The 26,758-nt window shown below is 67.5% G+C and carries 25 protein-coding genes; 10 read left to right on the top strand and 15 right to left on the bottom strand.

The window, feature by feature from the left end:
- Window positions 1–67 precede the first annotated feature (67 nt).
- The 6 genes from WFK61_RS06790 (at window position 68) to WFK61_RS06765 (ending at window position 5,394) form a co-directional block, all read left to right on the top strand.
- Window positions 68–442, top strand: a complete 375-nt coding sequence (locus tag WFK61_RS06790) for a DUF6481 family protein (protein WP_199092391.1) — start codon at window positions 68–70, stop codon at window positions 440–442.
- A gap of 251 nt (window positions 443–693) precedes the next feature.
- On the top strand, window positions 694–1,254 hold the full coding sequence (locus WFK61_RS06785; protein WP_336810778.1) for a sigma-70 family RNA polymerase sigma factor: 561 nt from the start codon (window positions 694–696) through the stop codon (window positions 1,252–1,254).
- Between the two features lie 48 nt (window positions 1,255–1,302).
- Window positions 1,303–1,995, top strand: coding sequence for an anti-sigma factor family protein (locus tag WFK61_RS06780; protein ID WP_336810777.1), 693 nt, complete (start codon window positions 1,303–1,305; stop codon window positions 1,993–1,995).
- Between the two features lie 143 nt (window positions 1,996–2,138).
- The gene (locus WFK61_RS06775; protein ID WP_336810776.1) at window positions 2,139–3,536 is read left to right on the top strand and encodes a S8 family serine peptidase; all 1,398 of its coding nucleotides are present in this window, start codon (window positions 2,139–2,141) and stop codon (window positions 3,534–3,536) included.
- A 47-nt stretch (window positions 3,537–3,583) separates the two neighbouring features.
- Complete coding sequence (locus WFK61_RS06770; RefSeq protein ID WP_336810775.1) at window positions 3,584–4,738, top strand: glycosyltransferase; 1,155 nt, start codon at window positions 3,584–3,586, stop codon at window positions 4,736–4,738.
- Window positions 4,735–5,394, top strand: coding sequence for a class I SAM-dependent methyltransferase (locus WFK61_RS06765; RefSeq protein ID WP_336810774.1), 660 nt, complete (start codon window positions 4,735–4,737; stop codon window positions 5,392–5,394). The genes WFK61_RS06770 and WFK61_RS06765 overlap by 4 nt, the downstream gene beginning before the upstream one ends.
- Before the next feature lie 22 nt (window positions 5,395–5,416).
- Here the strand turns inward: WFK61_RS06765 and WFK61_RS06760 are convergent, their stop codons facing one another.
- Both WFK61_RS06760 and WFK61_RS06755 read right to left on the bottom strand, forming a co-directional pair.
- Window positions 5,417–6,934, bottom strand: a complete 1,518-nt coding sequence (locus WFK61_RS06760; protein WP_336810773.1) for a methyl-accepting chemotaxis protein — start codon at window positions 6,932–6,934, stop codon at window positions 5,417–5,419.
- A 197-nt stretch (window positions 6,935–7,131) separates the two neighbouring features.
- Window positions 7,132–7,755, bottom strand: coding sequence for an LbetaH domain-containing protein (locus WFK61_RS06755; protein ID WP_336810772.1), 624 nt, complete (start codon window positions 7,753–7,755; stop codon window positions 7,132–7,134).
- On the opposite strand from WFK61_RS06755, the gene phnN reads away from it, so the two are divergent.
- Window positions 7,754–8,353 carry a phosphonate metabolism protein/1,5-bisphosphokinase (PRPP-forming) PhnN gene (gene phnN, locus WFK61_RS06750; protein ID WP_336810771.1) on the top strand — a complete coding sequence of 200 codons (600 nt, stop codon included), beginning with the start codon at window positions 7,754–7,756 and terminating at the stop codon, window positions 8,351–8,353. The genes WFK61_RS06755 and phnN overlap by 2 nt on opposite strands.
- On the opposite strand, the gene WFK61_RS06745 is transcribed toward phnN, so the two are convergent.
- From WFK61_RS06745 to phnG, 8 genes are all read right to left on the bottom strand, one after another.
- On the bottom strand, window positions 8,350–9,045 hold the full coding sequence (locus WFK61_RS06745) for a DUF1045 domain-containing protein (RefSeq protein WP_336810770.1): 696 nt from the start codon (window positions 9,043–9,045) through the stop codon (window positions 8,350–8,352). The genes phnN and WFK61_RS06745 overlap by 4 nt on opposite strands.
- Window positions 9,042–10,181, bottom strand: a complete 1,140-nt coding sequence (locus WFK61_RS06740; RefSeq protein ID WP_336810769.1) for an alpha-D-ribose 1-methylphosphonate 5-triphosphate diphosphatase — start codon at window positions 10,179–10,181, stop codon at window positions 9,042–9,044. Before WFK61_RS06740 ends, WFK61_RS06745 begins: the two co-directional genes overlap by 4 nt.
- A 2-nt stretch (window positions 10,182–10,183) precedes the next feature.
- A complete protein-coding gene (phnL, locus tag WFK61_RS06735; protein WP_336810768.1) occupies window positions 10,184–10,879 on the bottom strand; it encodes a phosphonate C-P lyase system protein PhnL in 696 nt (231 codons plus the stop codon).
- A 194-nt stretch (window positions 10,880–11,073) separates the two neighbouring features.
- Entirely contained in the window at window positions 11,074–11,880 is an 807-nt protein-coding gene (gene phnK, locus WFK61_RS06730) for a phosphonate C-P lyase system protein PhnK (RefSeq protein ID WP_336810767.1), read from the bottom strand.
- Window positions 11,877–12,800 carry an alpha-D-ribose 1-methylphosphonate 5-phosphate C-P-lyase PhnJ gene (locus tag WFK61_RS06725; protein WP_336810766.1) on the bottom strand — a complete coding sequence of 308 codons (924 nt, stop codon included), beginning with the start codon at window positions 12,798–12,800 and terminating at the stop codon, window positions 11,877–11,879. Before WFK61_RS06725 ends, phnK begins: the two co-directional genes overlap by 4 nt.
- Window positions 12,797–14,023: a carbon-phosphorus lyase complex subunit gene (locus WFK61_RS06720; protein WP_336810765.1), complete on the bottom strand. Its 1,227-nt coding sequence runs from the start codon at window positions 14,021–14,023 to the stop codon at window positions 12,797–12,799. The genes WFK61_RS06725 and WFK61_RS06720 overlap by 4 nt, the downstream gene beginning before the upstream one ends.
- A complete protein-coding gene (phnH, locus tag WFK61_RS06715; RefSeq protein ID WP_336810764.1) occupies window positions 14,023–14,625 on the bottom strand; it encodes a phosphonate C-P lyase system protein PhnH in 603 nt (200 codons plus the stop codon). The genes WFK61_RS06720 and phnH overlap by 1 nt, the downstream gene beginning before the upstream one ends.
- A complete protein-coding gene (gene phnG / locus WFK61_RS06710) occupies window positions 14,625–15,056 on the bottom strand; it encodes a phosphonate C-P lyase system protein PhnG (RefSeq protein WP_336810763.1) in 432 nt (143 codons plus the stop codon). The genes phnH and phnG overlap by 1 nt, the downstream gene beginning before the upstream one ends.
- Before the next feature lie 88 nt (window positions 15,057–15,144).
- On the opposite strand from phnG, the gene phnF reads away from it, so the two are divergent.
- Window positions 15,145–15,924 carry a phosphonate metabolism transcriptional regulator PhnF gene (phnF, locus tag WFK61_RS06705; protein WP_336810762.1) on the top strand — a complete coding sequence of 260 codons (780 nt, stop codon included), beginning with the start codon at window positions 15,145–15,147 and terminating at the stop codon, window positions 15,922–15,924.
- Window positions 15,925–16,035: 111 nt separating this feature from the next.
- On the opposite strand, the gene phnE (WFK61_RS06700) is transcribed toward phnF, so the two are convergent.
- The 4 genes from phnE (WFK61_RS06700) to phnC all read right to left on the bottom strand — a co-directional run bounded on the left by phnE (WFK61_RS06700) (window position 16,036) and on the right by phnC (window position 19,742).
- A complete protein-coding gene (phnE, locus tag WFK61_RS06700; protein ID WP_336810761.1) occupies window positions 16,036–16,890 on the bottom strand; it encodes a phosphonate ABC transporter, permease protein PhnE in 855 nt (284 codons plus the stop codon).
- Window positions 16,887–17,768, bottom strand: coding sequence for a phosphonate ABC transporter, permease protein PhnE (gene phnE / locus WFK61_RS06695; protein WP_336810760.1), 882 nt, complete (start codon window positions 17,766–17,768; stop codon window positions 16,887–16,889). Before phnE (WFK61_RS06695) ends, phnE (WFK61_RS06700) begins: the two co-directional genes overlap by 4 nt.
- Window positions 17,769–17,931: 163 nt before the next feature.
- Entirely contained in the window at window positions 17,932–18,846 is a 915-nt protein-coding gene (phnD, locus tag WFK61_RS06690) for a phosphonate ABC transporter substrate-binding protein (protein WP_336810759.1), read from the bottom strand.
- Between the two features lie 77 nt (window positions 18,847–18,923).
- Entirely contained in the window at window positions 18,924–19,742 is an 819-nt protein-coding gene (phnC, locus tag WFK61_RS06685; RefSeq protein WP_336810758.1) for a phosphonate ABC transporter ATP-binding protein, read from the bottom strand.
- Between the two features lie 426 nt (window positions 19,743–20,168).
- On the opposite strand from phnC, the gene WFK61_RS06680 reads away from it, so the two are divergent.
- Window positions 20,169–21,248: an efflux RND transporter periplasmic adaptor subunit gene (locus WFK61_RS06680; RefSeq protein WP_336810757.1), complete on the top strand. Its 1,080-nt coding sequence runs from the start codon at window positions 20,169–20,171 to the stop codon at window positions 21,246–21,248.
- Between the two features lie 10 nt (window positions 21,249–21,258).
- Window positions 21,259–24,345 (top strand): efflux RND transporter permease subunit, encoded by a 3,087-nt coding sequence (locus tag WFK61_RS06675; protein ID WP_336810756.1) that lies wholly within the window; start codon window positions 21,259–21,261, stop codon window positions 24,343–24,345.
- Window positions 24,346–24,531: 186 nt separating this feature from the next.
- On the opposite strand, the gene pbpC is transcribed toward WFK61_RS06675, so the two are convergent.
- A complete protein-coding gene (gene pbpC, locus WFK61_RS06670; RefSeq protein ID WP_442896274.1) occupies window positions 24,532–26,595 on the bottom strand; it encodes a penicillin-binding protein 1C in 2,064 nt (687 codons plus the stop codon).
- Window positions 26,596–26,758 lie beyond the last annotated feature (163 nt).

Below are 26,758 nucleotides of genomic sequence, written 5' to 3'. Positions count from 1 at the left end.
CCGGATCTGGATTATCTCGCCCGCGCGGGCCGATGAATGTCCGTAACAACCCGAGAGAAGATCACCCTTGAAGAACCCGAACGACCGCAGCTTTACCGACCGCCAGTCCAATTCCGCCAATGCCAAGAAGGCTCTGCTCGAGCGTTTCCAGGCCCGGCCGAAGGCCGACGACCCGGTGATGGTGCAGCGACGCGAGGAGCGGGAAGCTATCGCCCAGGCTCGCGCCGAGCGCGAAGCCGAGAAGGCGAAGATCCGGGCCGAGAAGGAACGCCTGGAAGCGATCGAACGTGCGCGCATCGAAGAAGAGAAGCGCCAGGAAGAGATCGCCCGCGAAGCCGCCCGCAAGGCCGAGCAGGCCAAGCGCGATGCCGAGCGTCCGCGCAAGGTCCTGCTGGAAGCCGTGCAGTACATGCAGATGCGCACGGCCGGCAAGCGCCGCTGACGCCAGGAATTTCCGCATATCCTTGAATGCGATTTGGGGCGCCGCGAGCGCCCCTTTTCATGTCTGCTTAACCGCGTTGATAGCGCCCGCCCCCGGCAATGGCTGCTTTTCGGGCAAAAAACTCCTATTCGATCCGCGCCGGCCTATCGGCAAATCCGCGCATGCAGATTAATGTGCGCGCCGGGTTGAACCTTTTCCCCGCTCGCCGCGACAACCTGATGCGAGCCGGGATGCCTGGCCTTTGAGGGGCAATGCATACGGAATCGGACGAGGATCTCGTCAAACGGATCGCCTCTGGTGACCGGCTCGCGATGAAGGTGCTGTTTTCGCGGCATCAGGTGCGGGTCTACCGTTTCGTGCTGCGGCTCGTCCGCGACGAGACGCTTGCCGAGGATGTGATCAGTGACGTGTTCATGGATCTGTGGCGACAGGCGGACCGGTTCGAGGCGCGTGCCTCGGTCTCGACCTGGCTGCTCGCCATTGCCCGGAACAAGGCCTGGTCGCTCCTGCGCAAGCGCCGCGATGCCGAGCTGGACGAGGATTATGCCGAAAGCCTCGAGGACGATGCCGACGGTCCCGAGACCGTTCTGCAGAAGCAGGACAAGGGTCTCGCCATCCGCGCCTGCCTCGAGCGGCTCTCGGCCGATCATCGCGAGGTCATCGACCTCGTCTATTATCACGAGACGTCCGTCGAGGAGGTCGCGCGGATCGTCGGAATCCCCGAGAACACCGTCAAGACCCGGCTTTTCCACGCCCGCAAGAAGCTCGGCGAAATGCTCAAGGCAGCCGGCATCGATCGCGGCTGGCCGTAAGATTTCCGATTTTATCAGGCGCGGCCCGGCCGCCCAGGGAGTGGCGTGATGAACGACAGCATCGCCAGCGATCCGAAGCGCCGCGAGCTCGAGGAGCTGCTGCCCTTCTACGCCAACGGCCGGATCTCGGATGCCGACAAGCGCCGCGTCGAAGCGGCTCTCGCCGGCGATGCCGAGCTTGCCGCCCGGCTCGATCTGATCCGCGACGACATGGCCGAGACGGTGCTGCTCAACGAGAGCCTCGGCGCTCCCTCTCACAATGCGCTCGACAAGCTGATGGCCGGGATCGAGGCCGAGCCCCGTCAGGTGCCTCTTCTAGCCCGCGCCCAGGAGGGCAGCCGCGGCTTTCTCGGCTGGCTCGGCGGGCTGCTCGCCGCGCAGTCGCCGCGCCGTCTCGCCTATGCCAGCGCCGCCGCGATCGCGCTCATCGCGCTGCAGGGCGTCGCCATCACCGGGCTTGCGCTGCGCGATGGCGGCCCCGGTTTCCAGACGGCTTCGGCGCCGGGCACCCGGCCCTCGGAAAGCTATGTGCTGCTGAGCTTCTCGCCGGAGGCCCGAGCCGGCGAGATCGCTTCCTTCTTCAAGCGCTTCGACGCCTCGGTGGTCGATGGTCCGCGCGCCAACGGCTTCTTCAAGGTGCGCGTCGGCGATGCCTCCCTCTCCTCCGCCCAGGTCGATGCGATCGCGGCGCGGATGAAGGGCGAGAGTGCCATCGTCAGCTTCGTCGCGCCGGCGCCGTGATCCGGCTGGCGTTTGCAGGGCGCCATGGCATGATGTCGTCGTCGCAGAAGGGTCAGGTCATGCTACCGTCCCCGTTCGCTCGTCGGAAAACCTCGGTTCGGTGCCTCGCTGGCGCCGGCCTTGTCGCATGCGCGCTTGCGCTCGTGCCGGGGCTGGTCTTCGCCCAGACGGCGGGCGGCACCGGCGACGGCAAGCGCATCGCGCCGACGACGAGCCCGCAGCAGCCGGCGGCCGGCGGAACCAATCGTTCGATGCGCGTGCCGCCCGGCTCCTGGCTGCAGCCACGGACCCAGCGCAGCATCGTCCCGGCGCTCGATGAGAATCGTTTCGTGCCCGACGAGGTGCTGTTCGAACTCGCGCCCAATGTCGAAGCGGAGGCGGTGCTGCGCCGCTATGGCGCGACATTGATCGCGCGCCAGCGCTTCGATCTCGCCGGCGTCACCATCATCCGGGCCAAGCTCGAGGCCGGGCGCGACCTGCGCGCCGTGCTCACCGAGATGGGCGACGACACCAATATCACCGGCGCGCAGCCGAACTTCCTGTTCGAATTGCAGCAGGATTCGCTCTCCGAAGCCGGCAAGCAGCCGGGCGCGGCCACCGCCTCCTCGGATGCGAGCACGCCTGCGCCGACGCAGGGCCTGCGGCTGGCCGATCCGGCCACGGCAGCGCGCGGCAACGCCGCTGTGCGGCGCATCCTGCCGCCGCAATATGTCGTCGACAAATTGCGCCTGAGCGAGGCGCGCAAGCTCGCCCAGGGCCGCAATATCCGGGTCGGCATCATCGATTCCGGCGTCGATATGGAGCATCCGGAAATCCGGGGCTCGGTCGTCGGCTATCTCGACGCGATCGACGGGCTGGCGACGCCGCATGCCCATGGCACCTCGATGGCGACGGCGATCGTCGCCCATGGCGAGCTGCAAGGCATCGCGCCAGCGGCCCGCCTGATCGTCGCCCGTGCCTTCGGCGGCCCGCAGGCGGCCTCGGCCAACGGCAAGTCGTTCCAGATCCTGACCGCGCTCGAATGGATCGTCCAGCAGCGCGCCAAGGTGGTCAATCTCAGCTTCGCCGGCCCGCAGGACCGCCTGCTGTCGAAGGCGCTGGCCGGCGCGAAGGAGCGCGGCGTGATCACCGTCGCCGCCGCCGGCAATGGCGGCGCCCGGTCGGCCCCGCTCTATCCCGGCGCCGATCCGAGCGTGATCGCGGTGACGGCGACCGATGCCGAGGACAAGGTCTTCGGCGATGCCAATCGCGGCTCTTACGTTGCGGTGGCGGCGCCGGGCGTCGATGTGCTGACAGCGGAGCCGGGCGGACGCTACGCCTTTACGTCCGGCACTTCGATCGCCGCCGCCCATGTCACGGCGCTGGTCGCGCTGCTGCTCGAAAAGCAGCCGGAGCTTGATGCCGACAGCGCCCGCCGGGTGCTCGCCGAGAGCGCGACCGATCTCGGTTCGCGTGGGCGAGACCCTGTCTATGGTGCGGGCCGGATCGATCCGCCGACGGCACTCGCCCGCGTGCTTCCGGTCGCGACCGCGCGGCCCTGAAGCGCAAGCGGGCTTGACCTTCTTGGCCGCATCGGCCTGATGGCGCGATGTCGCGTCCGAAACTCCTTTTCGTCGCCACCGAGGACTGGTTCTTCGCCTCGCATTTCCTGCCGATGGCGCGGGCTGCGCGCGAACTCGGCTTCGACGTCGCCGTGATCGCGCGCGAGCGCAACCACCGGCGCGTGATCGAGGCGACCGGGGCGCGATTGATCGGGCTGGAGGCGGAGCGGCGCAGCCTCGATCCGCGGGCGCTGTTCAAGCAGGTCATGGCGCTGAAGCGCCTGATCGCGGCGGAGAAGCCGGATATCCTGCATTGCATCGCGCTGAAGCCGATCGCGCTCGCCGGACTTGCCGGCAAGCTCGCGGGCGTCGAGCGGCGGGTCTATGCGCTGACCGGGCTCGGCTTCCTCGGCGCGAAGCAGGGCGCGCTTGCAGCGATGGCGCGCTTCGCGGCGATCACCTGGCTGCGCGGCGCCATCGACGGGCCGCAGGTGCGCTTCCTGTTCGAGAACCCCGATGATCCCGTGACGCTGGGGCTCGATCCGCAGGACGCAAGCAAGGTCGCGATCGTCGGCGGGGCCGGCGTCGATCCGCTGATCCTGATGCCGTCGCCGATGCCGCCGGCCCCGCCGCTCAAGGTTGCGCTGGTCGCCCGCATGCTCTGGTCCAAGGGCGTCGATCTCGCCGTCGAGGCGGTCCGGCTGGCGCGGGCCGAGGGCGCCAAGGTGACGCTCACCATCCACGGCGCGCCCGATCCGTCCAATCCAAAGGCGATCCCCGAGACGACGCTGAAGGAATGGGCGGCGCGCCCGGGTGTCACCTGGGCTGGGCCGACGCGCGATATCGAGGGCGTCTGGAAGGCACATCATCTCTGCATCCTGCCATCGCGGGGCGGCGAAGGCCTGCCGCGCACGATCCTGGAGGCGGCGTCCTGCGGCCGGGCGATCCTGACCACGGACGTGCCGGGCTGCCGCAGTTTCGTCCGCGACGGACAGGACGGCATGGTGGTCCCGGCCGACGATGCCGCGGCGCTGGCCCGGGCGCTCGTTACCCTTGCCGGCGCGCCACGCCTGGCCGAGCGCATGGGCGAGAGCGCGCGTGCGCGCCTGCTCGACGGCCATACCGAGCGCGACGTGATGAACGGCGTGAAGGCGCTCTACCTCGGCCTGCTTGGGCGCACCGCGCCGGATGTCGCGGCATGAGCGGGGAAGCCACGCTCGATCGCGAAGCCTTCATTCGTGCCCATACCCGGCTCTTGCCGGTGCCGCATGCGCCGGAGATCGCATTGCATGTCGCCGAGGAGGCGACGGAACTTTGGCAGAAGACCGAGGACGAACTCGCCGTGATCGGCCTGCCGCCGCCGTTCTGGGCTTTTGCTTGGGCCGGCGGGCAGGCTCTGGCGCGCTATCTGCTGGACAATCCCGCCCTCGTCGCCGGGCAACGGATGCTGGACTTCGCCTCGGGCTCGGGGCTCGTCGCCATCGCGGCGGCGAAGGTGGGGGCCGGGCCGGTCGAGGCCTGCGATATCGATGCCTTCGCGGCAGCGGCGATCGGCATCAATGCGGCCGCCAATGGCGTCACGGTGGCACCGCGCTGCGATGACCTGATCGGCCGCGACGAAGGTTGGGACGTCATCTGCGCCGGGGATGTCTGCTACGAGCGCGAGATGGCGGAGCGGGTTATCGCGTGGCTGTCCGGGCTGTCCGCAAGGGGGGCGACTGTGCTGATCGGCGACCCCGGCCGCAGCTATCTGCCACGCGAAAAGCTGGAAGCGCTCGCGACCTACGAGGTGCCGGTGACGCGCGCGTTGGAGGATGCGGAGATCAAGCGCAGTTCGGTCTGGCGGCTCGCCCGGTAGGCCTGCCGCCAGACGAAGAGACTCAGGCTGCCCGCCGGCGGGCCGCGCCCGCATTGCCGATCGCGCCGCCCTGTTCGGTCCGGAAGGCCGCGACCAGCCGGTTGAGCTGATCGATCTGGTCGAGCAGGACTTTCGCCGAGGCGGCACTCTCTTCGGCCAGCGCGGCGTTCTGCTGGGTGATCTCGTCCATATGGCTGACGGTCTGGCTCATCTCGTCGATACCATTGGCCTGCTCACTGGAGGCTGAGGCGATCTCCTCCACCGTGCTGGAGACCTTGGCCGAGGCGGCGACGATCTGGTCCAGCGTCTCGCCGGCCTGGCGGACGAGCTTGACGCCCTCGGCCACCTCCGCGTCCGAGGACGAGATCAGCCCTGTGATGTCCTTGGCGGCGCCGGCCGAACGCTGGGCCAGCGCCCGGACCTCGGCCGCGACGACGGCGAAGCCGCGGCCGGCATCGCCGGCACGAGCGGCCTCGACGGCGGCATTCAACGCGAGAAGGTTGGTCTGGAAGGCGATGCCGTCGATCACGTCGGTGATTTCCGAGATGCGCTTCGAGGCGCCCTCGATCCGGGCCATCGCCTCGACGGCTTCGCGGACGATATCGCCGCCGGTGCGGGCGACATTGGCGGCCTCGTCGGCGAGCGAGACGGATTCACGCGAGGCGTGGGTCGAGGTCTTGACGGAGGCAGCGAGCTGCTCGGTCGTCGCCGCGCTCTCCTCCAGGGCCGAGGCCTGCTGCTCGGTGCGCATCGACAGGTCCTGCGCGCCGGTGCTGATCTCCTGCGAGGAGGAGGCGATCGCGGCGGAGGTCGCCTTGATCGTGCCGACCATCTCCTGGAGACGCGCCATCGCGCCGTTGAAATGGTCGCGGATCTCGGAATATTCGGCCGGGATTTCGGCGCTCATGCGGTAGGTCAGGTCGCCGTCGGCGAGCGCCGCCATGCTCTGGCTGACGCAAGCGATGGCCTGGTCGCGCTCGGCCGCCTTGGCCTGCTCGATGGCGCGGGCCTCGGCCTCGGCCTTCAGCCGGGCTTCCTCGGAGGCTTCGAGATAGACGGTGATGGCATAGTCCATGTCGAGCAGGGCCGCCTTGACGATGGCGCCGATCTCGGCCGAGCGCTCGGCCGCGCCGGGCATGCGCTTGCCGAGTGCGTTCTTCGGCCAGCGAGCCTCCAGCACGCTGGCAAGCAGCTTCTCGAGGATCAGCGCGTAGCCGCCGATATACCAGCGCGGCTCCAGGCCGATGCGGGCATGGACCTTGCCGACCTGGGTGACCGCGCCGATGTAGTTCTCGTCGAACTTGCCGGTGGCGATGCCGCCCCAGTGCCGGGCCTGGCGCTGCTTGGCGCCCTCGATATGCTGCTCGTTGCTGAAGAACGCCTTCGTTTCCGGGAAGGCGCGCAGCTGCGCGTAGAAGGCGTCGAGCGCGCCCGGAACGGACGCACCCAGCGCGTCGCCGACATCGCGGATGCGCGCCTGCGCTTCCGGGCCGAGCTGCATGAAGGCAAGCCGTTTGCCGAGATGATCCATTGCCGTCATGAGGAGGTCCCCAGCCTCGGGCGGAACCGTTCCCGCCGGAGACCGACCATGGTCCAGCAAGGTTAACAACCTATGAGCGCATGTCTTGATCTGGGTCAATTTCTACAGTGACGTTGCGTACTATCCTTGGGTTAAGGCCGGGGTGATTTCGCCTTCAGGTGAAAAAACCATGCGATTTTAATGAGATAAATCCGCTTCTAGGGGCCTTCGTGCCGCTCCAGGAAATCCTCGACGGAGAGGTTGCGGAAATCATCGAGTGCGACCCGCAGCTTCGCATGATCCCAGTCCCACCACGCGAGGTCCTGCAATCTTTCCGCGATATTCTCGGCGAATCGGCGGCGTACCGGCCGGGCCGGGTTGCCGGCGACGATCGTGTAGGGCGCGACATCCTTGGTGACGACGGCACCACCGGCGACGACTGCGCCAGTGCCGATATTACGGCCGGCGAGCACGATCGCACCATGGCCGATCCAGACATCGTGCCCGATCGTCACCGCATGCGCCCGACGCCAGTCGAAGAAGGCCTCGTCATCCTCGGCATCGTCGAAATAGGCCGCGGCGCGATAGGTGAAATGCGACTGGCTGGCGCGGTGCATCGGATGGTTGCCGGGATTGATCCGGGTCATCGCCGCGATCGAGCAGAATTTGCCGATTGTCGTGTAAATGACATTCGCGTCGTTCACGACATAGGAGTAGTCACCCATCGTCGACTCGGCGAAGATGGTGCGCGCGCCGATCGCGGTGTAGCGGCCGAGCGTCGCCTGCCTCACCTGGGCAGTCGGGTCGATCACAGGTTCAAGACCCAGTTTCTTCGTGGCCATGTCCTCATCCTCTCCTGATATCGCGATCCCCGCCGTGCAGACGGGCGTGCTCGTTCTCGTGGTCGGCCCCTCCGGAGCCGGCAAGGACACGCTGATGGATGCGGCGCGGGCCGCGCTCGCGGCCGATCCGCGCTATCGCTTCGCCCGCCGGCTGATCACCCGTCCGGCCATGGCGGATGCCGAGGATCACGATTCCTGCGACGAGGCCGGCTTCCGCGCGATCGAGGCCGATGGCGGCCTCGCCCTGAGCTGGCAGGCACATGGGCTGAGCTACGGCATCCCGGCGGCCGAGCTTGCCGGCATCGCTGCAGGCGGGGTGGTGATCGTCAATGTCTCGCGTGCCGCGATCGCGGTGGCCGAGCGGCTGGCGGAGCGTGTCGCGGTGCTCAACATCACCGCGCCGATCGCGGTGCTGGCGCAGCGACTGGCGGCGCGCGGGCGCGAGAGCGAGGCCGACATCGCGGCGCGATTGAAGCGCGAGGCGCCGCTGACGGCGGAGCGTGCCGAGATCGTCACGATCCTGAACGACCGCAGCGTCGCCGAGGCAGCCGGCGAGCTCCTGGCCGTCCTGCGCGCGCTCGGCCGGCATGGCTCCTAGCCGAATGAATAGGAATCGAGCAGGCGGAAGCGACCGGCGCGATCGTCCTGCCTGAACAGGGCGAAGCGGTCGAGCCTGACGGGCCCGGCTGGTACAGCCGCCGCATAAGCGATTTCGAGCGCCTGCTTCACCGATCCAGCCTGATCGCCCGGCAGGGAGCCGGTCAGCGTCATGTGGAAGCGGAAGGCGTCGCCGACATAGGGGTAGCCATAGGCTTCGAGATAGGCGTGCTGCGCCGGGGTCAGCGGGCTCTTGAGACGCCGGGCCTTGTCGGCTTCGGAGAGCGGAGCCCGGAAAAGCTCGAAGGCCTGCACGGCCGCGAAGGCGAAGCGCTGGAGCGCCTCGCTCGGCTCGGCCGGCGTCAGCGCCACGAAAGAGCCGAGCGCCGTGACGCTCAAGCCCGCCAGCTCCACCGCGTCGAGCCCGGCGGCATGGTTGCGGGCAAACGCGCGCAACTGCTCCTCGCTGCGGCCATCGGCGAGTTCGAAGGGCGCCTTCAACGTGGCGTGGAAGCCGTAACGGCGCGGCTCCCCGGTGAAGGCGGGCCATGTCGCCGGATCGCATCCCGGCGGAACCGCGAAAGGCAGATCCTCGCCCGTCAATGCGTCATAGCCGAGCGTCGCGCTGCCGAAGCGCCAGAGGGCGCTGTCGGCAGCGGGGGCGTAATAGACGGCGTAGCGCGGCTTGCTCAAAATGCGCGCTCGCCCTGCGACCAGACGGCAGCGAGGACCGGAGTCGCGCCCAGTACTTTGAAGCGCACGAGATCGGCGCGCAGGCCCGTCTTGAGATGGCCGCGATCCCGGAGACCGAGGATATCGGCGACCTTCCAGGTGACCATGCCCATCGCCTCGGGCAGCGCGATGCCATGGTCGGCATTGAGCTTGACCACTGCCTGCAGCAGGCTTGCCGGGACGTAGTCGGAGGAGAGGCCATCAAGCAGGCCCTTCTCGGCCAGCTCCGAAACCGAGACGCCGCCGGAATGCGAACCGCCGCGGACGACATTCGGCGCGCCCGCGACTGTCGCCAGACCGTGCTGCTTGGCGGCGGCGGCGGCTTCGACCGTGGTCGGGAATTCCGAGATCACCGCGCCCGATGCGACGCCCTCCTCGACATGCTCCGGAATGGTATCGTCATGGGTCGCGAGCGGGATACCGCGCGCGCGGAAGATATCGACCACGGCCTGCCAGTTCTTCGCGACATTGGCGGCGCCTTCGCGCTGGCGCACCTCGACGTCCTCCTCGAACTCCGCGACCGTCTTGCCGTTGCCGACGGCATAGGTCTTGAGGTGCTGGAGGTCGCGCCATTGGCGCTGGCCGGGCGTGTGGTCCATCAACGAGACGAGCTGGACCAGTTCGTCATCCTGATAGGGCGCGATATCGGCGAGAAGTCCCGGGCTCGTCAGCTCGCAGCGCATGTGGATGCGGTGGTCGATGCGGAAGACGTTCTCGCTCTTGCCATAGGCGAGCGACTTCATCACGTCGGCGAAGATGTCCTTGCGATAATCCTTGGCCGAGAAGGGCGTGCCGGCGCAGACGGCGTCATAGACGGTGGTGACGCCGGCCGCGGCCATCTGCGCATCATGGACCAGCGCCGCCGCCAGCCCGTTCGGCCAGAAGACCTTCGGGCGCGGCATGAAATGCTTTTCCATGTTGTCGGTGTGCATCTCGACGAGGCCGGGCGCGACATAGTCGCCGCCGACATCGATGGCGCCGGGCAGGGAGGATTTGCCCTGATCGACCGCCGTGATGCCGTTCGCGTCGAAGGCGATGGTGCCGGTGACGACCTCGTTCTCGAGGATCAGCTTGGCATTGGTGAGAACGGTCTGCATCGTCAGGCCTTCCGGAAAGCGGTGATGTCGAGATAGCGCGTCGCGACGCGTTCGCGAACCGCCTCGTCATGGAAAATGCCGACGATGGCGGAGCCGGCGGCGCGCGCCTCGGCGATGAGGTCGACGACGACGTCGCGATTGGCGGCGTCGAGCGAGGCGGTCGGCTCGTCGATCAGCATGATCGCCGAGGGATCGACGAAGGAGCGGGCGATGTTGACGCGCTGCTGCTCGCCGCCGGAGAAGGTGGCGGGCGCGAGGTTCCAGAGCCGCTCCGGCAGGTTCAGCCGGGCCAGCATGGCCTTGGCGCGCTCGGTCGCGGTTTCCGGCGTGGCGCCGCGTGCCAGCAGCGGGTCGCGGACGATATCGAGCGTCGAGACGCGCGGGATCACGCGCAGGAACTGCGAGACGAAGCCGAGCGTGCGGCGGCGGATGTCGAGCACGGTGCGGGGTACGGCGGAAACGATATCGACCGGGCGCCCGGCATGGGTGATGCGGATCGCGCCGCCCGTGGGCTTGTAGTTGCCGTAGAGGATGCGCAGCAGGCTCGACTTGCCGGCGCCGGAAGCGCCCGCGAGCACCAGCGCCTCGCCTGCCTCGACATGGAAATTGACGTTGTCGAAGACGGGCAGACGCGCTCCGCCCTGGTTGTGCAGGGTGAAGGTCTTGGCGACGTTCTCGACCTGAATCATCGTGGTCATGGGATCAGTGCCTTGTGCCGGCGAGGTGACGAGGGTGTGACGGGCTGTTCGTTGTCATTCCGGGGCGCGCCGTAGGCGCGAACCCGGAAACCACGACTGGGCGAGCGAGCGTGATCGCCAGGGGCAAAGGTCTCACCCGGTCGTGGGTTCCGGGTTCTTCGCTGCGCGAAGCCCCGGAATGACAAGGGAACAGGTCACACGCTCAGCACCGCCGAGGTAAGAAGCTGCGTATAGGCGTGGTGCGGATCGTCCAGCACCTGGTCGGTGAGGCCCTGCTCGACGACGCGGCCATCCTTCATCACCATCAATCGGTCGGTCAGGAGGCGCGCCACGGCGAGGTCGTGGGTGACGATGATCGCGGCGAGGCCGAGATCGCGCACCAGCACGCGAAGCAGGTCGAGCAGGCGGGCCTGCACGGAGACGTCGAGGCCGCCGGTTGGCTCGTCCATGAAGACGAGGCGCGGTTCCGAGACCAGCACGCGGGCGATCTGGAGGCGCTGCTGCATGCCCCCGGAAAACTGGCGCGGCCGGTCGTCGATGCGGGCGCCCGCGATCTCGACCCGGGCGAGCCAGTCGAGCGCGCGCTCGCGGATCTGGCCGTAATGCCGGTCGCCACGATCCATCAGGCGTTCGCCGACATTGCCGCCGGCGGTCACGTCCATGCGCAGCCCGTCGCGCGGGTTCTGGTGCACGATGCCCCAGGCCGTGCGCATCAGGCGGCGGCGCTCCTGCTCGGAGACCGAGTAGATATCGAGGGGCTCGGCGCCACCCCTGAACAGCACCTCGCCCTCGTCGGGCTTGTCGATGCCGGCGAGGCAGCGCAGCAAGGTCGACTTGCCCGAGCCGGATTCGCCGACGATGCCGAGCACTTCGCCCGGCCAGAGGTCGAAGGAGGCATCGGCGCAGCCGATGCGCTCGCCATAGAAACGGCTGACGCCGTCGACGGAGAGCAGGGGGGCGGGTTCGAGCGCGAGCTCGGCCGCTGCGACATGCAAGGTCATGGGGTGGTCTCCTCGACCAGGCCGCTCGCGGCGGCGTCGCCCAGCATGGTGCCGCGATGGCCTTCCGCCCGGCGGGTCTCGCAATAATGACTGTCGGAGCAGACGAACATGCGTCCGCCCTGGTCGTCGATCACGACCTCATCGAGATAGCTGTCGCCCGCACCGCACAAACCGCAGGGCTGGGTCCAGCTCTGGATGCGGAAGGGGTGATCCTCGAAGTCGAGGCTCTTCACGCTGGTATGGGGCGGCAGCGCGTAGATGCGCTTTTCGCGGCCGGCGCCGAACAACTGGAGCGCGGGCGACATGTGCATCTTCGGGTTGTCGAATTTCGGGATCGGCGAGGGCGCCATAACGTAGCGGCCGTTGACCATGACCGGATAGTCATAGGTCTTGGTGATCTCGCCATAGCGGGCGATGTCCTCGTAGAGCTTGACCTGCATCAGCCCGTACTCGGCCCAGGCATGCATCTTGCGGGTCTCGGCCTCGCGCGGCTCCAGGCGGCGCAAGGGTTCGGGCGTCGGCACCTGATAGACCATGACCTGTCCGCTCTTCAGCGGCGCCTCCGGGATACGGTGGCGGGTCTGGATGATCGTCGCCTCATCCGTCGCCTCGCAGGTGCGGGCGTCGGCGGTGCGCTCGAAGAACCTGCGGATCGAGACGGCGTTGGTGGTGTCGTCGGCGCCCTGGTCGATCACCTTGAGCGTGTCGGCCGGGCCGATGATCGCTGCAGTGATCTGGATGCCGCCGGTGCCCCAGCCACGGGCCAAGGGCATTTCGCGCGAGCCGAAGGGCACCTGATAGCCGGGCACGGCGACCGCCTTGAGCAAGGCGCGGCGGATCATCCGCTTGGTCTGCTCGTCGAGATAGGCGTAGTTGTAAGCCGGCTTGATATCGTCCGCCGGCATCTGATGGATGGTCATTCCGCAGCCTCCGGCATGACGTTCTGCTCTTGAGCAAGCCGCTCCTCGCGCTCCCTGCGGATGCGGCGGATCAGTTCGAGCTCGCCCTGGAAATCGACATAGTGCGGCAGCTTGAGATGTTCGACGAAGCCGGCCGCCTCGACATTGTCGGCGTGGTAGAGGACGAACTCGTCCTGCTGCGTCGGGTAGTTGGTGGCCTCGCCGAAATCGCGCGCCTTCAGGGCACGGTCGACCAGCGACATCGACATCGCCTTGCGCTCGCTATGGCCGAAGACGAGGCCGTAGCCGCGGGTGAATTGCGGGGGTACGTCCTTCGAACCCTGGAACTGGTTGACCATCTGGCATTCGGTCAGGGTGACGTCGCCGAGATCGACCGCAAAGCCGAGCTCCTCCGGCACGAATTCGACCGAAACCTCGCCGACGCGGACCTCGCCGACGAAGGGATGCGTGCCGCCGAAGCCGCGCTGCACGGAATAGCCGAGGCCGAGCAGGAAGCCCTCGTCGCCGCGCGCCATCGATTGCAGGCGGACATCGCGATCGGCCGGGAAGGAGACGGGATCGCGTGTCAGGTCGAAGGGGCGCGGATCACCTTCCGGCGGCTGCTCGGCTTCCATCAGGCCTTCGGCGCCGAGAATGTCGGGCACGCGCGGCATGGTCGCGTCGAGCGGGCCCCTTTCCTTCTCCCCTCGGGGGAGAAGGTGGCCCGGCGAAGCCGGGTCGGATGAGGGAAGACTGGGCGCCACCGTACCTTGCGTGTCGCTCGGCATGCCCTCACCCCACCCCTCTCCCCCGAGGGGAGAGGGGGCAGGTCGAGGTTCGTCCATCAAGGCGAAATCGAAGAGCCTATGCGTGTAGTCATAGGTCGGGCCGAGCACCTGCCCGCCGGGCAGGTCCTTGTAGGTCGCCGAGACCCGGCGGCGGATCGCCATCGCAGCCGTGTCGAGCGGCTCGGAGGAGCCGAAGCGCGGCAGCGTGGTGCGATAGGCGCGCATCAGGAAGGCGGCTTCGATCACGTCGCCCTGCGACTGCTTCAGCGCGAGCGCGGCGAGGTCCTGGTCGTAGAGCGAGCCCTCGTTCATCACGCGGGCGCAGGCCAGTGCCTGCTGTTCCCGGATCTGGGCGACGGTGATCTCCGGCACGGCCGGATCGCCGCGGCGCGCCTCGGCGACGAGGTCATGTGTGGCGAGGATGGCGGCTTCGCCGCCTTTGACTGCGACATACATCAGCGAGCCTCCTCAACTTGCGTCGAGCGCGGCAGACCGATCATGCCATCGCCACAGGCGAGCAGGACATCGACGCCGAGCGGATAGATGGCGCCGTTCTCGCGCAGTTCCTCGGTGAATCCGGGGCGAAAGCTTCGCGGTGTGACGGTGCGGGTGCCGGGAATACCGGGGCCGGCGAGGGCGATGGCGGCGCCACCTTCAAGGCCCGCAACCTGCACGATCACTGTGGTCGAGCGATCGGGGAACTGGTCCGTGCCGAGATTGAAGGCTGAGAGCTTCGGCTCATCGGCCGCGCCATCGATGACCGCGAAGGCGGCCTCGACGGGATTGCCGACGAGCGCCGCGCCGCAATGAAAACGCAGCCAGGCGCCAGCCGGGCCGTTGCGCAGGGCCTCTGGCAGCCAGACCGGAGTCTCGTAATCGGCCAGCGTCAGCAGCGCGGTGGCCGTCGCGGTCGCGAGGCCTTCCGGCGGCGTGATCTCGCTCGCGACCTGCTGCAACGTGCCGGGTTCGGAGAGGGCGGCGAGCAGGGCGCGGAAGGCGGCCTGCGACTGGAAGACCGGATCGGAGAAGCCGGGAGCGATCATGGTTTCGGCCGGCATCACGAGCCCCTGACCAGCGTGAAGAAATCGACCTTGGTCGCCGCCGCCTTGCGCGAGGCGAGGTCGCGAGCGGCCGCCTGCCGTGTGGCGAGCGTAGCGACGCCCTGATGCAGTCCACTGCCTTCCGCCTCGTCCTGGAGGCGGGCGTCGAGCAGCGCGGCGAGCCGTGCCTTTCGACCATCGCGGCCGAGCGCATAGGAGAAGCCCATCCGCCCGTTGGAGAGGCGCACGACGCAGCGCGTCACGGTGGCCTCGCCGAGATTGAAGCGGCGGCCGGCGCCGCCGGCCCGACCCTCGACCATCACGGTGCCGGTTTCTGGCGCCTTGAGCAGGTCGTGGTCCGGCGGATCGCCGAGCAGGGTTTCGATCTCGCTGCGGGAGGCGCGCGCCAGCGTCGCCATCCAGCTTTGCCTCGGGGTTTTCTGCATCATCGGCGCGGGCTCGCTGGTCAGTTCCGAATGTCTAGACTATACTAGGAGGATTGATGGCAAAGGTCTATACTTTTTGAGCGACAATTCGATGACGGAGATCACGCTCGCGGAGCGTGACGGCGGAACGGCCTGGCGGCGCATCGCCGACGAACTGGCGGATGCGATCGGGCGCGGCGAGTACAAGCTCGGCGACACGCTGCCGGCCTCGGTCGCGCTGGCGGAGCGCTACGGCGTGCATCGCCACACGGTGCGGCAGGCTTTTCGGCATCTCGCCGATCAGGGGCTGGTGACGGTGTCGCGCGGGCGCGGCACGCAAGTGACGGCCCCGCGCCTGCCTTACCCGATCGGCCGGCGCGTCAGCATGCGCACCAATATGGGCAAGCTCGGCATCACCGGGAGCAGCCGCATGCTTTCGGCTGAGGTGGTCGTTGGCGAAGCTGCGGCCTGTACGGCACTCAAGCTGAAGACCGGGACGCCGCTCTGGTGCGTGCGCGGCGTGAGCCTTGCCGATGGCGTGCCGATGGGCACCGGCACGCATTGGCTTGCGGTCGAACGCTTTCCGGATTTCGACAAGGCCTATCGCGAGGCGGCCGGTTCGATCACGGCCGCCTTCAAGATCTATGGCATCGCGGATTACGTGCGCCTGTCGACGCGTCTGACGGCGCGGCTCGCCGACGAGCGCGAGGCGGAGCTGCTGGAGATCGCGCCGGAGTCGGCCGTGATGATCTCGACGGCGGTCGATGCTCTGCCGGACCTGACGCCGGTGCATCTCGTGAGCAGCGTCTTCGCCGCCGAGCGCATGGAGATGGTGATTGAGCCGTTCCAAGATTTTCCTTCTCCCCTCGGGGGAGAAGGTGGCAGCGCGTAGCGCTGACGGATGAGGGAAGGCTTGGCGCGCCGATGACCGGTGAGGCTGGTCGCGCGGCCCTCATCCGTCTGCTTCGCAGACACCTTCTCCCCCGAGGGGAGAAGGAAAAGGTCAGCTCGCCCGGCGGCCGATGATCGCGAAGCGCAGCTTGCCCGACAGGAAGTCGATGGCCGAGACCGCGGCGAGGACGAGCAGGATCAGGAAGGAGACCTGCTGCCATTCCAGCGTGCGGATCGTTTCGGCGAGATAAAGGCCGATGCCGCCGGCGCCGACGATGCCGATGATGGTCGAGGAGCGGGTGTTCGACTCAATGAAGTAGAGCACCTGGCTCGCGATCACCGGCAGGACCTGCGGCAGGAGGCCGAAGCGGATCTCATGCGCCTTGCCGCCGCCGACGGAGGAGACGCCCTCGACCGGCTTGCGGTCGGCCGCTTCGATCGCTTCCGAATAGAGCTTGCCGAAGGCGCCGAGATCGCTGGTCATGATCGCGAGCATGCCGGCGAAGGGGCCGAGGCCCACGACATTGACCCAGATCAGCGCCCAGATCAGCGCATCGACGCCGCGCACGGTGTCGAGCGAGCGGCGGGCGAGGAAATGCACGACGCGGTTGGCGACGACATTGCGCGCCGCGACGAAGCCGAGCGGCAGGGCGAGGATGGCGGCGAGCACCGTGCCGAGGAAGGCGATGGCGATGGTCTCGAACAGGGCCTTCACGAAGATGACGGCGCGGGCCCAAGAGCCGGGATCGGGCGGCAGCATCAGCATGACGAAGGTGCCAAGATTGCCGAAGCCGGAGATGATCTTCCAGAGCGATGTCTCGAGCGTCGTCAGCCCGTAGACGAAGAAGCCGGCCAGCGCGACGATGGTGCCGATCGTCGCGAGCTTCGTCCTGAGCGAGCCGCGGATCGCGGCTTCGTGGCGGCGCAGGATGTCGGCGCGCTCGGCCGTCGAGAGGGCGAGGCTCATCGGCCGTGCTCCAGGCTGAGGAGGGCGTGGCGCAGACGCTCGGTGGCGTAGTCGATCAGCATCACGGCGACGATGATCAGCAGCAGGATGGCGCTGACATCGGTGAAGTAGAACTTGCGGATGGCCTCGATCAGGTCCTGACCGATGCCGCCGGCGCCGACGAAGCCCATGATCGAGGCGCCGCGGACATTGATCTCGAAGCGCAGCAGCGCATAGCTCGCGAAATTGGAGAGGACCTGCGGCACGACGGCGAAGCGCACGATCTGCCACCAGCTGCCGCCGGCGGCGGTGACGCCGTCGACTGGCTTGAGGTCGATATTCTCGACCACCTCCGAGAAGAGCTTGCCGAGAGCGCCCATGGTGTGGATCGCGATGGCGAGCACGCCGGGCAGCGGGCCGAGGCCGAAGGCGATGACGAAGATCAGCGCGAAGACGATCTCGGGAACGGTGCGGCAGAATTCGAGATAGCGGCGGACCACGAAGCGCAGCCAGGTGGCGCGGCCGAGATTGGCGGCGGCGGCGAAGCAGAACAGGAACGCGCCGGCAACGCCGAGGATCGTGCCGACATAGGCGATGAGCACGGTCTGCCAGAGCAGCTTCAGCCAGCCCTTCAGGCCCCAGTACCATTCGGCGAGATCGGCGCCGAGGCTGGAGAGGCGCAGCGTCGGCAGCGTCTCGTAGATATATTTCGGGAAGCGGTGGATGTTCTCGAAGAACTTGGCGAGATCGACCTCCGCGCCACGCGCCGAGAGCAGCACGCAGGCGATGAAGACGGCGATGCCGATCAGGGCCTGCCGGCGCTTGGCGGATGAAGCCTGCCGATAGGCCTCGGCATGGGCCCGGATGGCCGGGTCGTTGCTGTCGATCGCGAGGGTCATGGAGTTTGCGTCCGTTTCCGGAGAGGGCGCCAGGTAGCGCCGCAGCCGTCATGCTCGCCCTTGTGGCGAGCATCCACGTCTTGAGAACCGCATGCGATCCGCGAAGCGAAGACGTGGATGGCCGGGACAAGCCCGACCATGACGGCGAGAGCAGGCGTGCTGCTTACGACGACTTCTTCTTGCGGAGCTCGTCGACGAACTTGTTCAGCTCGATGATCGGGTCATAGGCCTTGTTGTCGACGGCGACGAGCGGGCCCTGCTTGCCTTCATAGATCTTGTCGAAGGCGGCCTTGTCCTTGGTGGCGAGGTTCAGCACCGCGTCGCGGATCTTGGCCTTCAGCTCTTCCGGCATGTCGGTGAGATAGGCCATCGGCGAGTTCACGATCTGCTCGGACTTGTAGATGATCCGGAAATCCTCGGCCTTGGCCATGTTCTTGCGGGCCATGCGCTGCAGGTTCGATTCCTGCTCGTCGTTCCACCAGTTGGCGGCGACATCGACCGTGCCCTGCTGCAGCGCGATGATCGCGTTCTCGTGGCTGCCGGTATAGACGACCTTCGAGAAGAAGCTTTCCGGCTCGATCTTCATGCCGTTCAGCGCGAAGCGCGGGACATTGTTGCCCGACGTCGAGTTCGGGTCGACGAGGCCGAGATTCTTGCCCTTGAGATCCTCGACCTTCTGATAGGGCGAGTCTTTCTTCACGTAGAAGACCGAGTGATAGCCCTTGGTGCCGTCGAGATTGGTCTCGATGGCGAAGGCATCGACCTTGGCGCCGGTCATGCGGGCGCGGGCGAAGGAGGACGGGCCGTAGGAGGCGATGTGGATGTTGCCGGTGCGCTGACCCTCGATGATCGCGGCGTAGTCATTGGCGATGCGCAGCGTGACCTTGGTGCCGAGCTCCTTGGCGAGATACTGTACGAAGGGGGTGTAGCGCTCGGTGACGCCCGAGGCGTTCTCGGAGGGGATGATCGCGAAGACGAGCTCGGGATACTTGGCCTTCCAGTCCTGGGCGACAGCCGGGGTGGCGGCGAGCGCGAGGCCGGCGGCGACAAGCGAGAGGGTATGACGACGGGTCAGCATCTGTGTGCTCCTGGTTTGAAGGCGTGATGGTCTTCTCGCGGCGACGGCCCTCGGGCCGGTCCGGCGATCTCTGGAAATCAGGCGGTCTTCTGGCGGGCGCGCTTCGCCTCGGAGGCGGCGATGGCGTCGAGCGCATCCAGTGCCTCGGCGCCGGCATCCTTGGCCTCGATGCCGTAGAGCTCGGCGGCGATCTCGCGGGTCAGCGCCTGCGGCACGTCGTCGAACACGACCTTGCCGGCGGACATGCCGATCAGGCGGTCACAGTATTTCGCAGCGATGTCGAGGTCGTGCAGGTTGCACATCACGGTGATGCCGTCCTCGCGATTGATGCGGAACAGCGCGTCCATGACGACCTGGGTGTTGCGCGGGTCGAGCGAGGCGATCGGCTCGTCGGCGAGGATGATGCGCGGCTCCTGGACGAGGGCGCGGGCGATGGCGACGCGCTGCTGCTGGCCGCCGGAGAGGGTCTCGGCGCGCTGCGCCAGCAAGTGGCCCATATCGAGACGCTCGAGCGCCGCGATGGCGCGGATCTTGTCGTCCTCGGAGAAGCTTTTCACCAGCGTCAGCGCCGCCGAGCGATGGTTCAGCCGGCCGAGCAGGACATTGGTCAGCACGTCGAGGCGGCCGACGAGATTGAACTGCTGGAAGATCATCGCGGTATCGCGGCGCCAGCGGCGGAGCGAGGCGCCCTTCAGCCCGGTCACGTCCTGCTCTTCGCAGACGATCCGGCCGGAGGTCGGCTCGGTCAGCCGGTTCAGCATGCGCAGCAGCGTCGACTTGCCGGCGCCGGAGGGGCCGATCACGCCGACCATCTCTCCCTTCGGCACGGTCAGGGTCACGGTGTCGACCGCGTTCCTGTCGCCAAAGCGCTTGGTCAGACCTTCGATGCGGAGCATGGACTGGTTCTCGGGCACGATGCGGGCATGAGCGCATTCCCGTCCGGCCAGGGCCGGAGGGTCAGGCGTCTCGATCGCCGCGAGCCCTAGAGGCCGCGGATGACAGCGACGTGACAGGGTGTGGAAGGCCCTGAAAAGCGCGATTTGCGCTCTCGCGAGCCGGTCAACGTTTCGTGAGGTGCCCAGAATGCGCTTGGACGATCCGCGGCTTGGCGGCAGGATGATCGTGGATGTCTGTGTGCGGCGGAGATGCCCGTGACGGTGGGCCTCTTATCGGCAAGCATCTTGCATTGATGCCTGCGAGGCCGAAACGATACGGCATCGGCACAAGAACCGCTGTTTTTGTGCCGCTGTGGCGCGCCGGCATCTTAGCAACGCCTTTCGTTCCATTTAAGACCAATGGGCGGCAACGGAGCCTCCAGCCTGATGAAGCGGTTCGTTCTTCTTGTTCTCGTCGCCGCCATCGCGGGCGGCGGCTATTACGCCTACCGGAACCAGCGCACCGGCACCCAGCAGGCGCAGGCCAGCGCGGTCACGGGTCCGCGCGGCGTGCCTGTCGAGATTGCGTCCGTGGAGCTGGCGACCGTGAGCGAGGAGGTCGAGGCGCTCGGCACGCTCGCCGCCGATGAATCCGTCGTCATCGCGCCGGAGATCGCCGGCCGCGTCATCTTCCTGGGCTTCAAGGAAGGCGAGCGCGTCAAGGCCGGGCAGGAGTTGGTCAAGCTCGACACGGCGATTCTCGATGCAGAGCTCAAGCAGGCAATGGCCGATCTCGGCCTCGCCCGCGATACCAATGATCGGCTCAGGGGGCTGGTCTCGCGCGGCTCGGGCACGCAGGTCGCGCTCGAAGAGTCCGCAGCCAAGCTCGCGTCCAGCGAGGCCCGCGTCCAGCTCGCCAAGGCCAAGCTCGCCCAGTCGACCATCGTGGCGCCGTTCACCGGCGTCGTCGGCCTGCGCTCGGTCGGCGTCGGCGACTACGTCTCGGTCGGCAAGCAGCTGATCACGCTGACCAGCATCGACCCGATCAAGATCGATTTCCGCGTACCGGAGATCTATCTGAGCCGCCTCAAGGTCGGCCAGCCCGTGCAGATGAAGGTCGATGCCGTTCCGGACCGGAAATTCCAGGGCCAGATCTACGCGATCGATCCTGTGGTCGACGTCAACGGCCGGGCGATCCGCCTGCGCGCCAACATCCCCAATGCCGATCTCGCGCTGAAGCCCGGCCTCTTCGCCCGGCTCGCCATCACCGTGGACTATCGCGAGAAGGCGATCGTCGTGCCGGAGATGGCGGTGGTGCCCGATGCGGTCGGCAAGATCATCTACGTCGTCGACAAGGGCAAGGCGAAGAGGGTCGTCGTCGAGCTGGGCAAGCGCCTGCCGGGCAAGGTCGAGATCATCAGCGGGCTGACGCCCGACATGCAGATCATCACCGCCGGCCAGATGCGCCTGCGCGACGGCGCGATCATCGCGATCAAGGACAAGGTCGTCCAGACGAGCCAGCTCTAGGACCGCGCCGATGAGCCTCTTCGAACTCTTCGTCCGCCGGCCCGTTCTCTCGACGGTGCTGAGCCTTCTCGTCATCCTGATCGGCATCGTCTCCTACGGTCGCCTGACCGTCCGCGAATACCCGAATATCGACGAGCCGATCGTCTCGGTCCGCACCGATTATCGCGGCGCCTCGGCCGAGATCATCGAGACGCAGGTCACCCAGATTCTCGAGAACTCGATCGCCGGCATCGAGGGCATCGAGATCATCTCCTCGGCCAGCCGCCAGGAGCGCAGCTTCATCCAGGTGCGCTTCCGCCCGGATGTCGATCCCGACGTCGCCGCTTCCGACGTGCGCGACCGCGTCAGCCGCGTGCGCAGCCGCCTGCCGGACGAGATCGACGAGCCGGTCATCGCCAAGGTCGAGGCCGACGCGCAGCCGATCCTCTATCTCTCGCTGACCAGCTCCAAGGACGGGCCGCTCGAGCTCACCGACTTCGCCGACCGCTTCATTTCCGACCGCGTCCAGAACGTCACCGGCGTGGCGGAGGTCCGCATTCTCGGCCAGCGCCAATATGCGATGCGCATCTGGCTCGATCGCGCCCGCATGTCGGCCTACGACATCTCGGTCCAGCAGATCGAGGCGGCGGTCCGGGCGCAGAATGTCGAGATCCCGTCGGGCCGGATCGAGAGCAACGACCGCGAATTCACGGTGCTTTCGCAGACCAGCATGACGACCCCGGCCGAGTTCCGCGAGATCGTGGTCAAGGACGCCAACGGCTTCCCGGTCAAGCTCAAGGACATCGCCAAGGTCGAGCTCGGCGCCCGCGAGGAGCGCAACGCTGCCTGGTTCAAGGGCACGCCCTCGGTGACCATCGGCATCGTCAAGCAGGCGACGGCCAATCCACTCGACGTCTCCGCCGGCATCGAGGAGGCGCTTCCGGGCATCATCGAGGACCTGCCGCAAGGCATGTCGATCGCGAAGTCCTACGACACCTCGGTCTTCATCGACCGCTCGATCAAGGCGGTCTACCAGACGATCATCGAGGCGATCGTGCTGGTCGTGCTGATCATCTTCATCTTCCTGCGCTCGGTGCGCGCGACGCTGATCCCGCTGGTGACGATCCCGGTCTCGCTGATCGGTTCGTTCGCGCTGATGTACGCGTTCGGCTTCACCGTGAACACGCTGACGCTGCTCTCGATGGTGCTCGCCATCGGCCTCGTCGTCGACGACGCCATCGTCGTGCTGGAGAACGTGCATCGCCATATCGAGGACGGCATGCAGCCGACCCCGGCGGCGATCCGCGGCATCAACGAGATCGCCTTCGCGGTCGTGGCGATGACGCTGACTCTGGTCGCGGTCTATGCGCCGATGGCGTTCTCGACCGGCCGCACCGGCAAGCTCTTCATCGAATTCGCGCTGACGCTGGCCGGCGCCGTGCTGGTCTCCGGCTTCGTCGCGTTGACGCTGACGCCGATGATGTGCGCCAAGCTGCTGCGCCATCACGAGAAGCACAACTGGCTCTACAATGTGCTGGAAGGCGGCTTCAACGCGCTGTCGCGCGGCTACAAGGCCTCGCTGCGCGGCGCTCTCGCGATCCGCCCGCTGGTCGTGCTGCTGGCGCTGGGCGTTGCCGGCAGCGGCTATTACTTCTTCACGCATCTGCGCTCGGAGCTGGCGCCGGTCGAGGATCGCGGCACGATCAATGCCGTCGGCGTCGCCCCCGAAGGCGCCACGATCAGCTTCACGGCCGACTACGCGCGCCAGGTCGAGCAGTATTTCAGCAAGATTCCCGAGGTCGATACCTATCTCGTCATCGCCGGCTTCCCGGACGTGACGCGCGCCATCGGCTTCGCCCGCCTCAAGCCCTGGGAAGAGCGCCAGCGCAAGCAGCAGGATCTCGTCGCCGAGATCAACAAGGGGCTGTCGCAGATCCCCGGCATCCGCCTGTTCGCGACCAATCCGGCCTCGCTCGGGCAGGGCCAGGCGAACAGCAAGCCGGTCGAGTTCGTGCTGCGCTCCTCGGAGCCCTATACGCAGATCAAGGCCTATGTCGACCAGCTGATGAACGAGGTCGCGAACTCGCCGGTCCTGACCAATGTCGAGACCAACCTCATTCTCGACAAGCCGCAGATCAAGGTCTCGATCGACCGGCAGCGCGCCGCCGATCTCGGCGTCGGCGTCGACATCATCGGGCGTACGATGGAGACGCTGCTGGGCGGCCGGCAGGTGACTCGCTTCAACATGAACAGCAAGCAGTACGACGTCGTGCTGCAGGTCGAGGGTTCGGAGCGCAACACGCCGCAGGCACTGCAGTCGATCTATCTGATGGGGCGCGGCGGCGCCGTGGTGCAGCTCTCCAGCCTGGTCAAGATCGACGAGAACGTGGCGCCCAAGGAGCTGACCCGCTTCAACCAGCTGCGTTCGGCGACGGTCACCGCAATCCCCGCGCCGGGCTATTCGCTCGGCGATGCCCTGAAAGTTCTGGAAGACGCCGCGGCGCGCGTGCTGCCCTCCTCGGTGCAGGTCGATTATTCCGGCCAGAGCCGCGAGTTCAAGCAGTCGGGCGCGAGCATCTTCATCGTCTTCCTGCTGGCGCTGGGCTTCATCTATCTGGTGCTGGCGGCGCAGTTCGAGAGCTTCATCGACCCGGTCGTGATCATGGTCTCGGTGCCGCTCTCGCTGACCGGCGCGCTGGCTGCGCTCTACTACACAGGCGGGACGATGAACGTGTACAGCCAGATCGGCCTGATCACGCTTGTCGGCCTGATCACCAAGCACGGCATCCTGATCCTGGAGTTCACCAACCAGCTGCGCGAGGAAGGCCGGGAGATGATCGACGCCCTCGTCGAGGCGGCGGAATTGCGCCTGCGGCCGATCCTGATGACCACGGGTGCGATGGTGCTCGGCGCGGTGCCGCTCGCCATCGCGACCGGCGCCGGCGCGGAGAGCCGTTCGCAGATCGGCTGGGTCATCGTCGGCGGCATGACCTTCGGCACCTTGCTGACGCTCTATGTGGTTCCGGTCGCCTATAGCTATCTCGCCCGTACGGTCCATGGCTCGCGCCATGCGCCGCATGAGGAAGGACACGGGGCTCATCCGGCTCCGGCGGAGTAGGTGTCATCCCGTGCGCGCCGCGGCACTTCAGTGCTGCTGCGCAGACACGGGGCCGCGTGACGAGAGAACGCCCTTCAAGCAAAGTGCGCCCCTTGCACAAGAGGGGCGCCTATTCCTGATGACGGTCCCGCATCTGCGCAGCAGCACTTACGTGCCGCAGCGCGTGCGGGATGACGCGCGGGAGCGCTACTGCAATCTCACCGAGACGCTCTCGCTCGCCCCGGTCGCGTCGATCACCGATATCCGCATGAAGCCCTTGCCCGGCGGCTGCCACTGCGTCTCGCGGCGGCGCTGGGGCTCGGTCACCGGCGTGCCGTCGACCAGCCAGGTATAGGGCGGCGAGCCGCCGGCTACCTTGAGGTTGAGCCGGCCGTTGCCGTCGAGCGCGGCGGCCGAGAGATCGATGCGGGCGCCGTCCGGCGGGAAGGCGAGCTTCAGCGCCGGCGTCGTCATCGCCGTCACGGTTTTCGGCACGTCCTGCCGGAGATGCCGCAGCGGCGGCGGCAGGTGGCCGGTGCTGGCGACGATCGCATCCGCCGGCTGCGGGAAGGGACGCGGATCGATGCCAAGCCGAGCGAAGGCGTCGAACAGGATCGGCGCTGCGACCGTGCGCCCGACGAGGCCGGGCACAGCGCCGTTATCGGCCCGGCCAACCCAGACGCCGATCGTGTGCTTGCGGTCGAAGCCGACCGCCCAGGCGTCGCGATAGCCGTAGGAGGTGCCGGTCTTGTAGGCGATGCGGCCGGGCACGGCATTGAGCGGCGGCGGCGCGCCGAGCAGCGTATCGGCGACATACCAGGCCGCGACGGGATCGACGAGGCGCGGCGCCGGACCGCTCTGCGCCGCCTGCTGCCGGAAGCGCAGCGGAAGCATCTCGCCACCGCGTGCCAGCCCGACATAGGCGCGGGTCAGGTCCTGCAAGGTGATGCCGAGGCCGCCGAGGCCGACGGCGAGGCCGGGCGCGCCGCTATCCCGGGGCATGGCAATGGCGACGCCGGCATCGCGCAGGCGCGAGAGGAAGCGCTGCGGGCCGAGCGAGGACAGCAGTTCGACGGCCGGCACATTGAGCGAGAGCTGGAGCGCCTTGCGGGCACTGACCATGCCCTGAAAAGTCATGTCGAAATTTTCAGGGATGTAGATGCCGTAGCGTGCCGGCCGGTCCTCCAGCATCGTCTCGGGATGGGCGATGCCGTTGTCGAAGGCGAGCGCGTAGATAAAGGGTTTGAGCGCCGAGCCGGGCGAGCGCAGCGCCCGCGTCAGGTCGAGGGAGCCGGCACGCTCCGCCGCGAAGTAGTCGACGCCGCCGACCGAGGCACGGATTTCGCCGGTCTCGTTGTCGACGGCGAGGATCGCGATCGAGACCTGGGGCGCGAGTCCGAGACTGCGTTCGCGCGCGAGCCCTTCGAGCGCAGCCTGCAGGCGCGCGTCGAGCGAGAGCTTCTGGACGCGCTCGGCCGGCGCCTCGGCCACCGCCTGCTCGGCGATATGGGGGCTGAGATTGGGGAAGGGGCGGCGCCCGGTCGGGATCGGTTCGTTGCGGGCTGCTGCGACCTCGTCGCGCGTGGCCAAGCCCGCCTGCTCGACCCGTTCCAGCACGCGCTCGCGCGCCTTGCGGGCGGCCTCGACGAAACGGTCCGGCCGGCGTGTCTCCGGCGATTGCGGGAGGGCGACGAGCAGCGCGGCTTCGGCGGTCGAGAGCCGCTTCGGCTCCTTGCCGAAATAGGCGAAGCTCGCGGCGCGCACGCCTTCGAGATTGCCGCCGAAGGGGGCGAGCGTCAGGTAGAGATCGAGAATGCCGGCCTTGTCGAAGCGCCGTTCCAGCTCGACGGCGCGCACGGCCTGCCGGAGTTTGGCGGCAAGCGTGCGCTCCTCGCGCGGTTCAAGCAGGCGCGCGACCTGCATCGTCAGCGTCGAGCCGCCGGAGACGACGCGGCGGTTCAGCAGCATCTGGCCGGCGGCGCGCAGCATGCCTAACGGGTCGATGCCGCGATGGCCATCGAAGCGCTTGTCCTCGAAGGCTTTGAGCATGGCGAGATAGCGCGGATCGACATCCTCTGATGTGACGGGGAGCTTCCAGCGTCCGTCGGCGGTGAGGAAGGGGCGCAGCAGCTTGCCTTCGCGGTCGAGCACAACGGTCGAGCGGTCGGCGGCGGCCGCGAGATCGAGCGGGGGGAGGGAGCGGGTGTAGAGGATGAGGGCGGTGCCGGCTGCGGTTATCGAGATGGCGACAGCGCCAGCTGCGATCTTCAGTTTGCGGAAACGTGGCCGCTTCCCTTCTCCCCTCGGGGGAGAAGGTGGCAGCGCGAAGCGCTGACGGAAGAGGGTGGTCAGGCGAGCGGGCAAACGACCAAGCGTCGCGCGCGCCCTCACCCCAACCCTCTCCCCCGAGGGGAGAGGGGGTTCCGTTGCGCTC

Origin of the sequence: Allobosea sp. MMO-172, assembly GCF_037147855.1 — a bacterium.
Taxonomy (GTDB): domain Bacteria; phylum Pseudomonadota; class Alphaproteobacteria; order Rhizobiales; family Beijerinckiaceae; genus Allobosea.
Note: the sequence above shows the minus strand (reverse complement) of the source record. Positions and strands in the feature narration are given on the sequence as shown.

What these genes read in the sequence shown, in the direction of transcription:
- WFK61_RS06785 (WP_336810778.1), top strand. Translation starts at nt 694, where the DNA reads ATGCATACGGAATCGGACGAGGATCTCGTCAAACGGATCGCCTCTGGT.
- WFK61_RS06780 (WP_336810777.1), top strand. Translation starts at nt 1,303, where the DNA reads ATGAACGACAGCATCGCCAGCGATCCGAAGCGCCGCGAGCTCGAGGAG.
- WFK61_RS06770 (WP_336810775.1), top strand. Translation starts at nt 3,584, where the DNA reads ATGTCGCGTCCGAAACTCCTTTTCGTCGCCACCGAGGACTGGTTCTTC.
- WFK61_RS06765 (WP_336810774.1), top strand. Translation starts at nt 4,735, where the DNA reads ATGAGCGGGGAAGCCACGCTCGATCGCGAAGCCTTCATTCGTGCCCAT.
- WFK61_RS06760 (WP_336810773.1), bottom strand. Translation starts at nt 6,934, where the DNA reads ATGACGGCAATGGATCATCTCGGCAAACGGCTTGCCTTCATGCAGCTC.
- phnN (WP_336810771.1), top strand. Translation starts at nt 7,754, where the DNA reads ATGTCCTCATCCTCTCCTGATATCGCGATCCCCGCCGTGCAGACGGGC.
- WFK61_RS06755 (WP_336810772.1), bottom strand. Translation starts at nt 7,755, where the DNA reads ATGGCCACGAAGAAACTGGGTCTTGAACCTGTGATCGACCCGACTGCC.
- WFK61_RS06740 (WP_336810769.1), bottom strand. Translation starts at nt 10,181, where the DNA reads ATGCAGACCGTTCTCACCAATGCCAAGCTGATCCTCGAGAACGAGGTC.
- phnL (WP_336810768.1), bottom strand. Translation starts at nt 10,879, where the DNA reads ATGACCACGATGATTCAGGTCGAGAACGTCGCCAAGACCTTCACCCTG.
- phnK (WP_336810767.1), bottom strand. Translation starts at nt 11,880, where the DNA reads ATGACCTTGCATGTCGCAGCGGCCGAGCTCGCGCTCGAACCCGCCCCC.
- WFK61_RS06725 (WP_336810766.1), bottom strand. Translation starts at nt 12,800, where the DNA reads ATGACCATCCATCAGATGCCGGCGGACGATATCAAGCCGGCTTACAAC.
- WFK61_RS06720 (WP_336810765.1), bottom strand. Translation starts at nt 14,023, where the DNA reads ATGTATGTCGCAGTCAAAGGCGGCGAAGCCGCCATCCTCGCCACACAT.
- phnH (WP_336810764.1), bottom strand. Translation starts at nt 14,625, where the DNA reads ATGCCGGCCGAAACCATGATCGCTCCCGGCTTCTCCGATCCGGTCTTC.
- phnG (WP_336810763.1), bottom strand. Translation starts at nt 15,056, where the DNA reads ATGATGCAGAAAACCCCGAGGCAAAGCTGGATGGCGACGCTGGCGCGC.
- phnF (WP_336810762.1), top strand. Translation starts at nt 15,145, where the DNA reads ATGACGGAGATCACGCTCGCGGAGCGTGACGGCGGAACGGCCTGGCGG.
- phnE (WP_336810761.1), bottom strand. Translation starts at nt 16,890, where the DNA reads ATGAGCCTCGCCCTCTCGACGGCCGAGCGCGCCGACATCCTGCGCCGC.
- phnE (WP_336810760.1), bottom strand. Translation starts at nt 17,768, where the DNA reads ATGACCCTCGCGATCGACAGCAACGACCCGGCCATCCGGGCCCATGCC.
- phnD (WP_336810759.1), bottom strand. Translation starts at nt 18,846, where the DNA reads ATGCTGACCCGTCGTCATACCCTCTCGCTTGTCGCCGCCGGCCTCGCG.
- phnC (WP_336810758.1), bottom strand. Translation starts at nt 19,742, where the DNA reads ATGCTCCGCATCGAAGGTCTGACCAAGCGCTTTGGCGACAGGAACGCG.
- WFK61_RS06680 (WP_336810757.1), top strand. Translation starts at nt 20,169, where the DNA reads ATGAAGCGGTTCGTTCTTCTTGTTCTCGTCGCCGCCATCGCGGGCGGC.
- WFK61_RS06675 (WP_336810756.1), top strand. Translation starts at nt 21,259, where the DNA reads ATGAGCCTCTTCGAACTCTTCGTCCGCCGGCCCGTTCTCTCGACGGTG.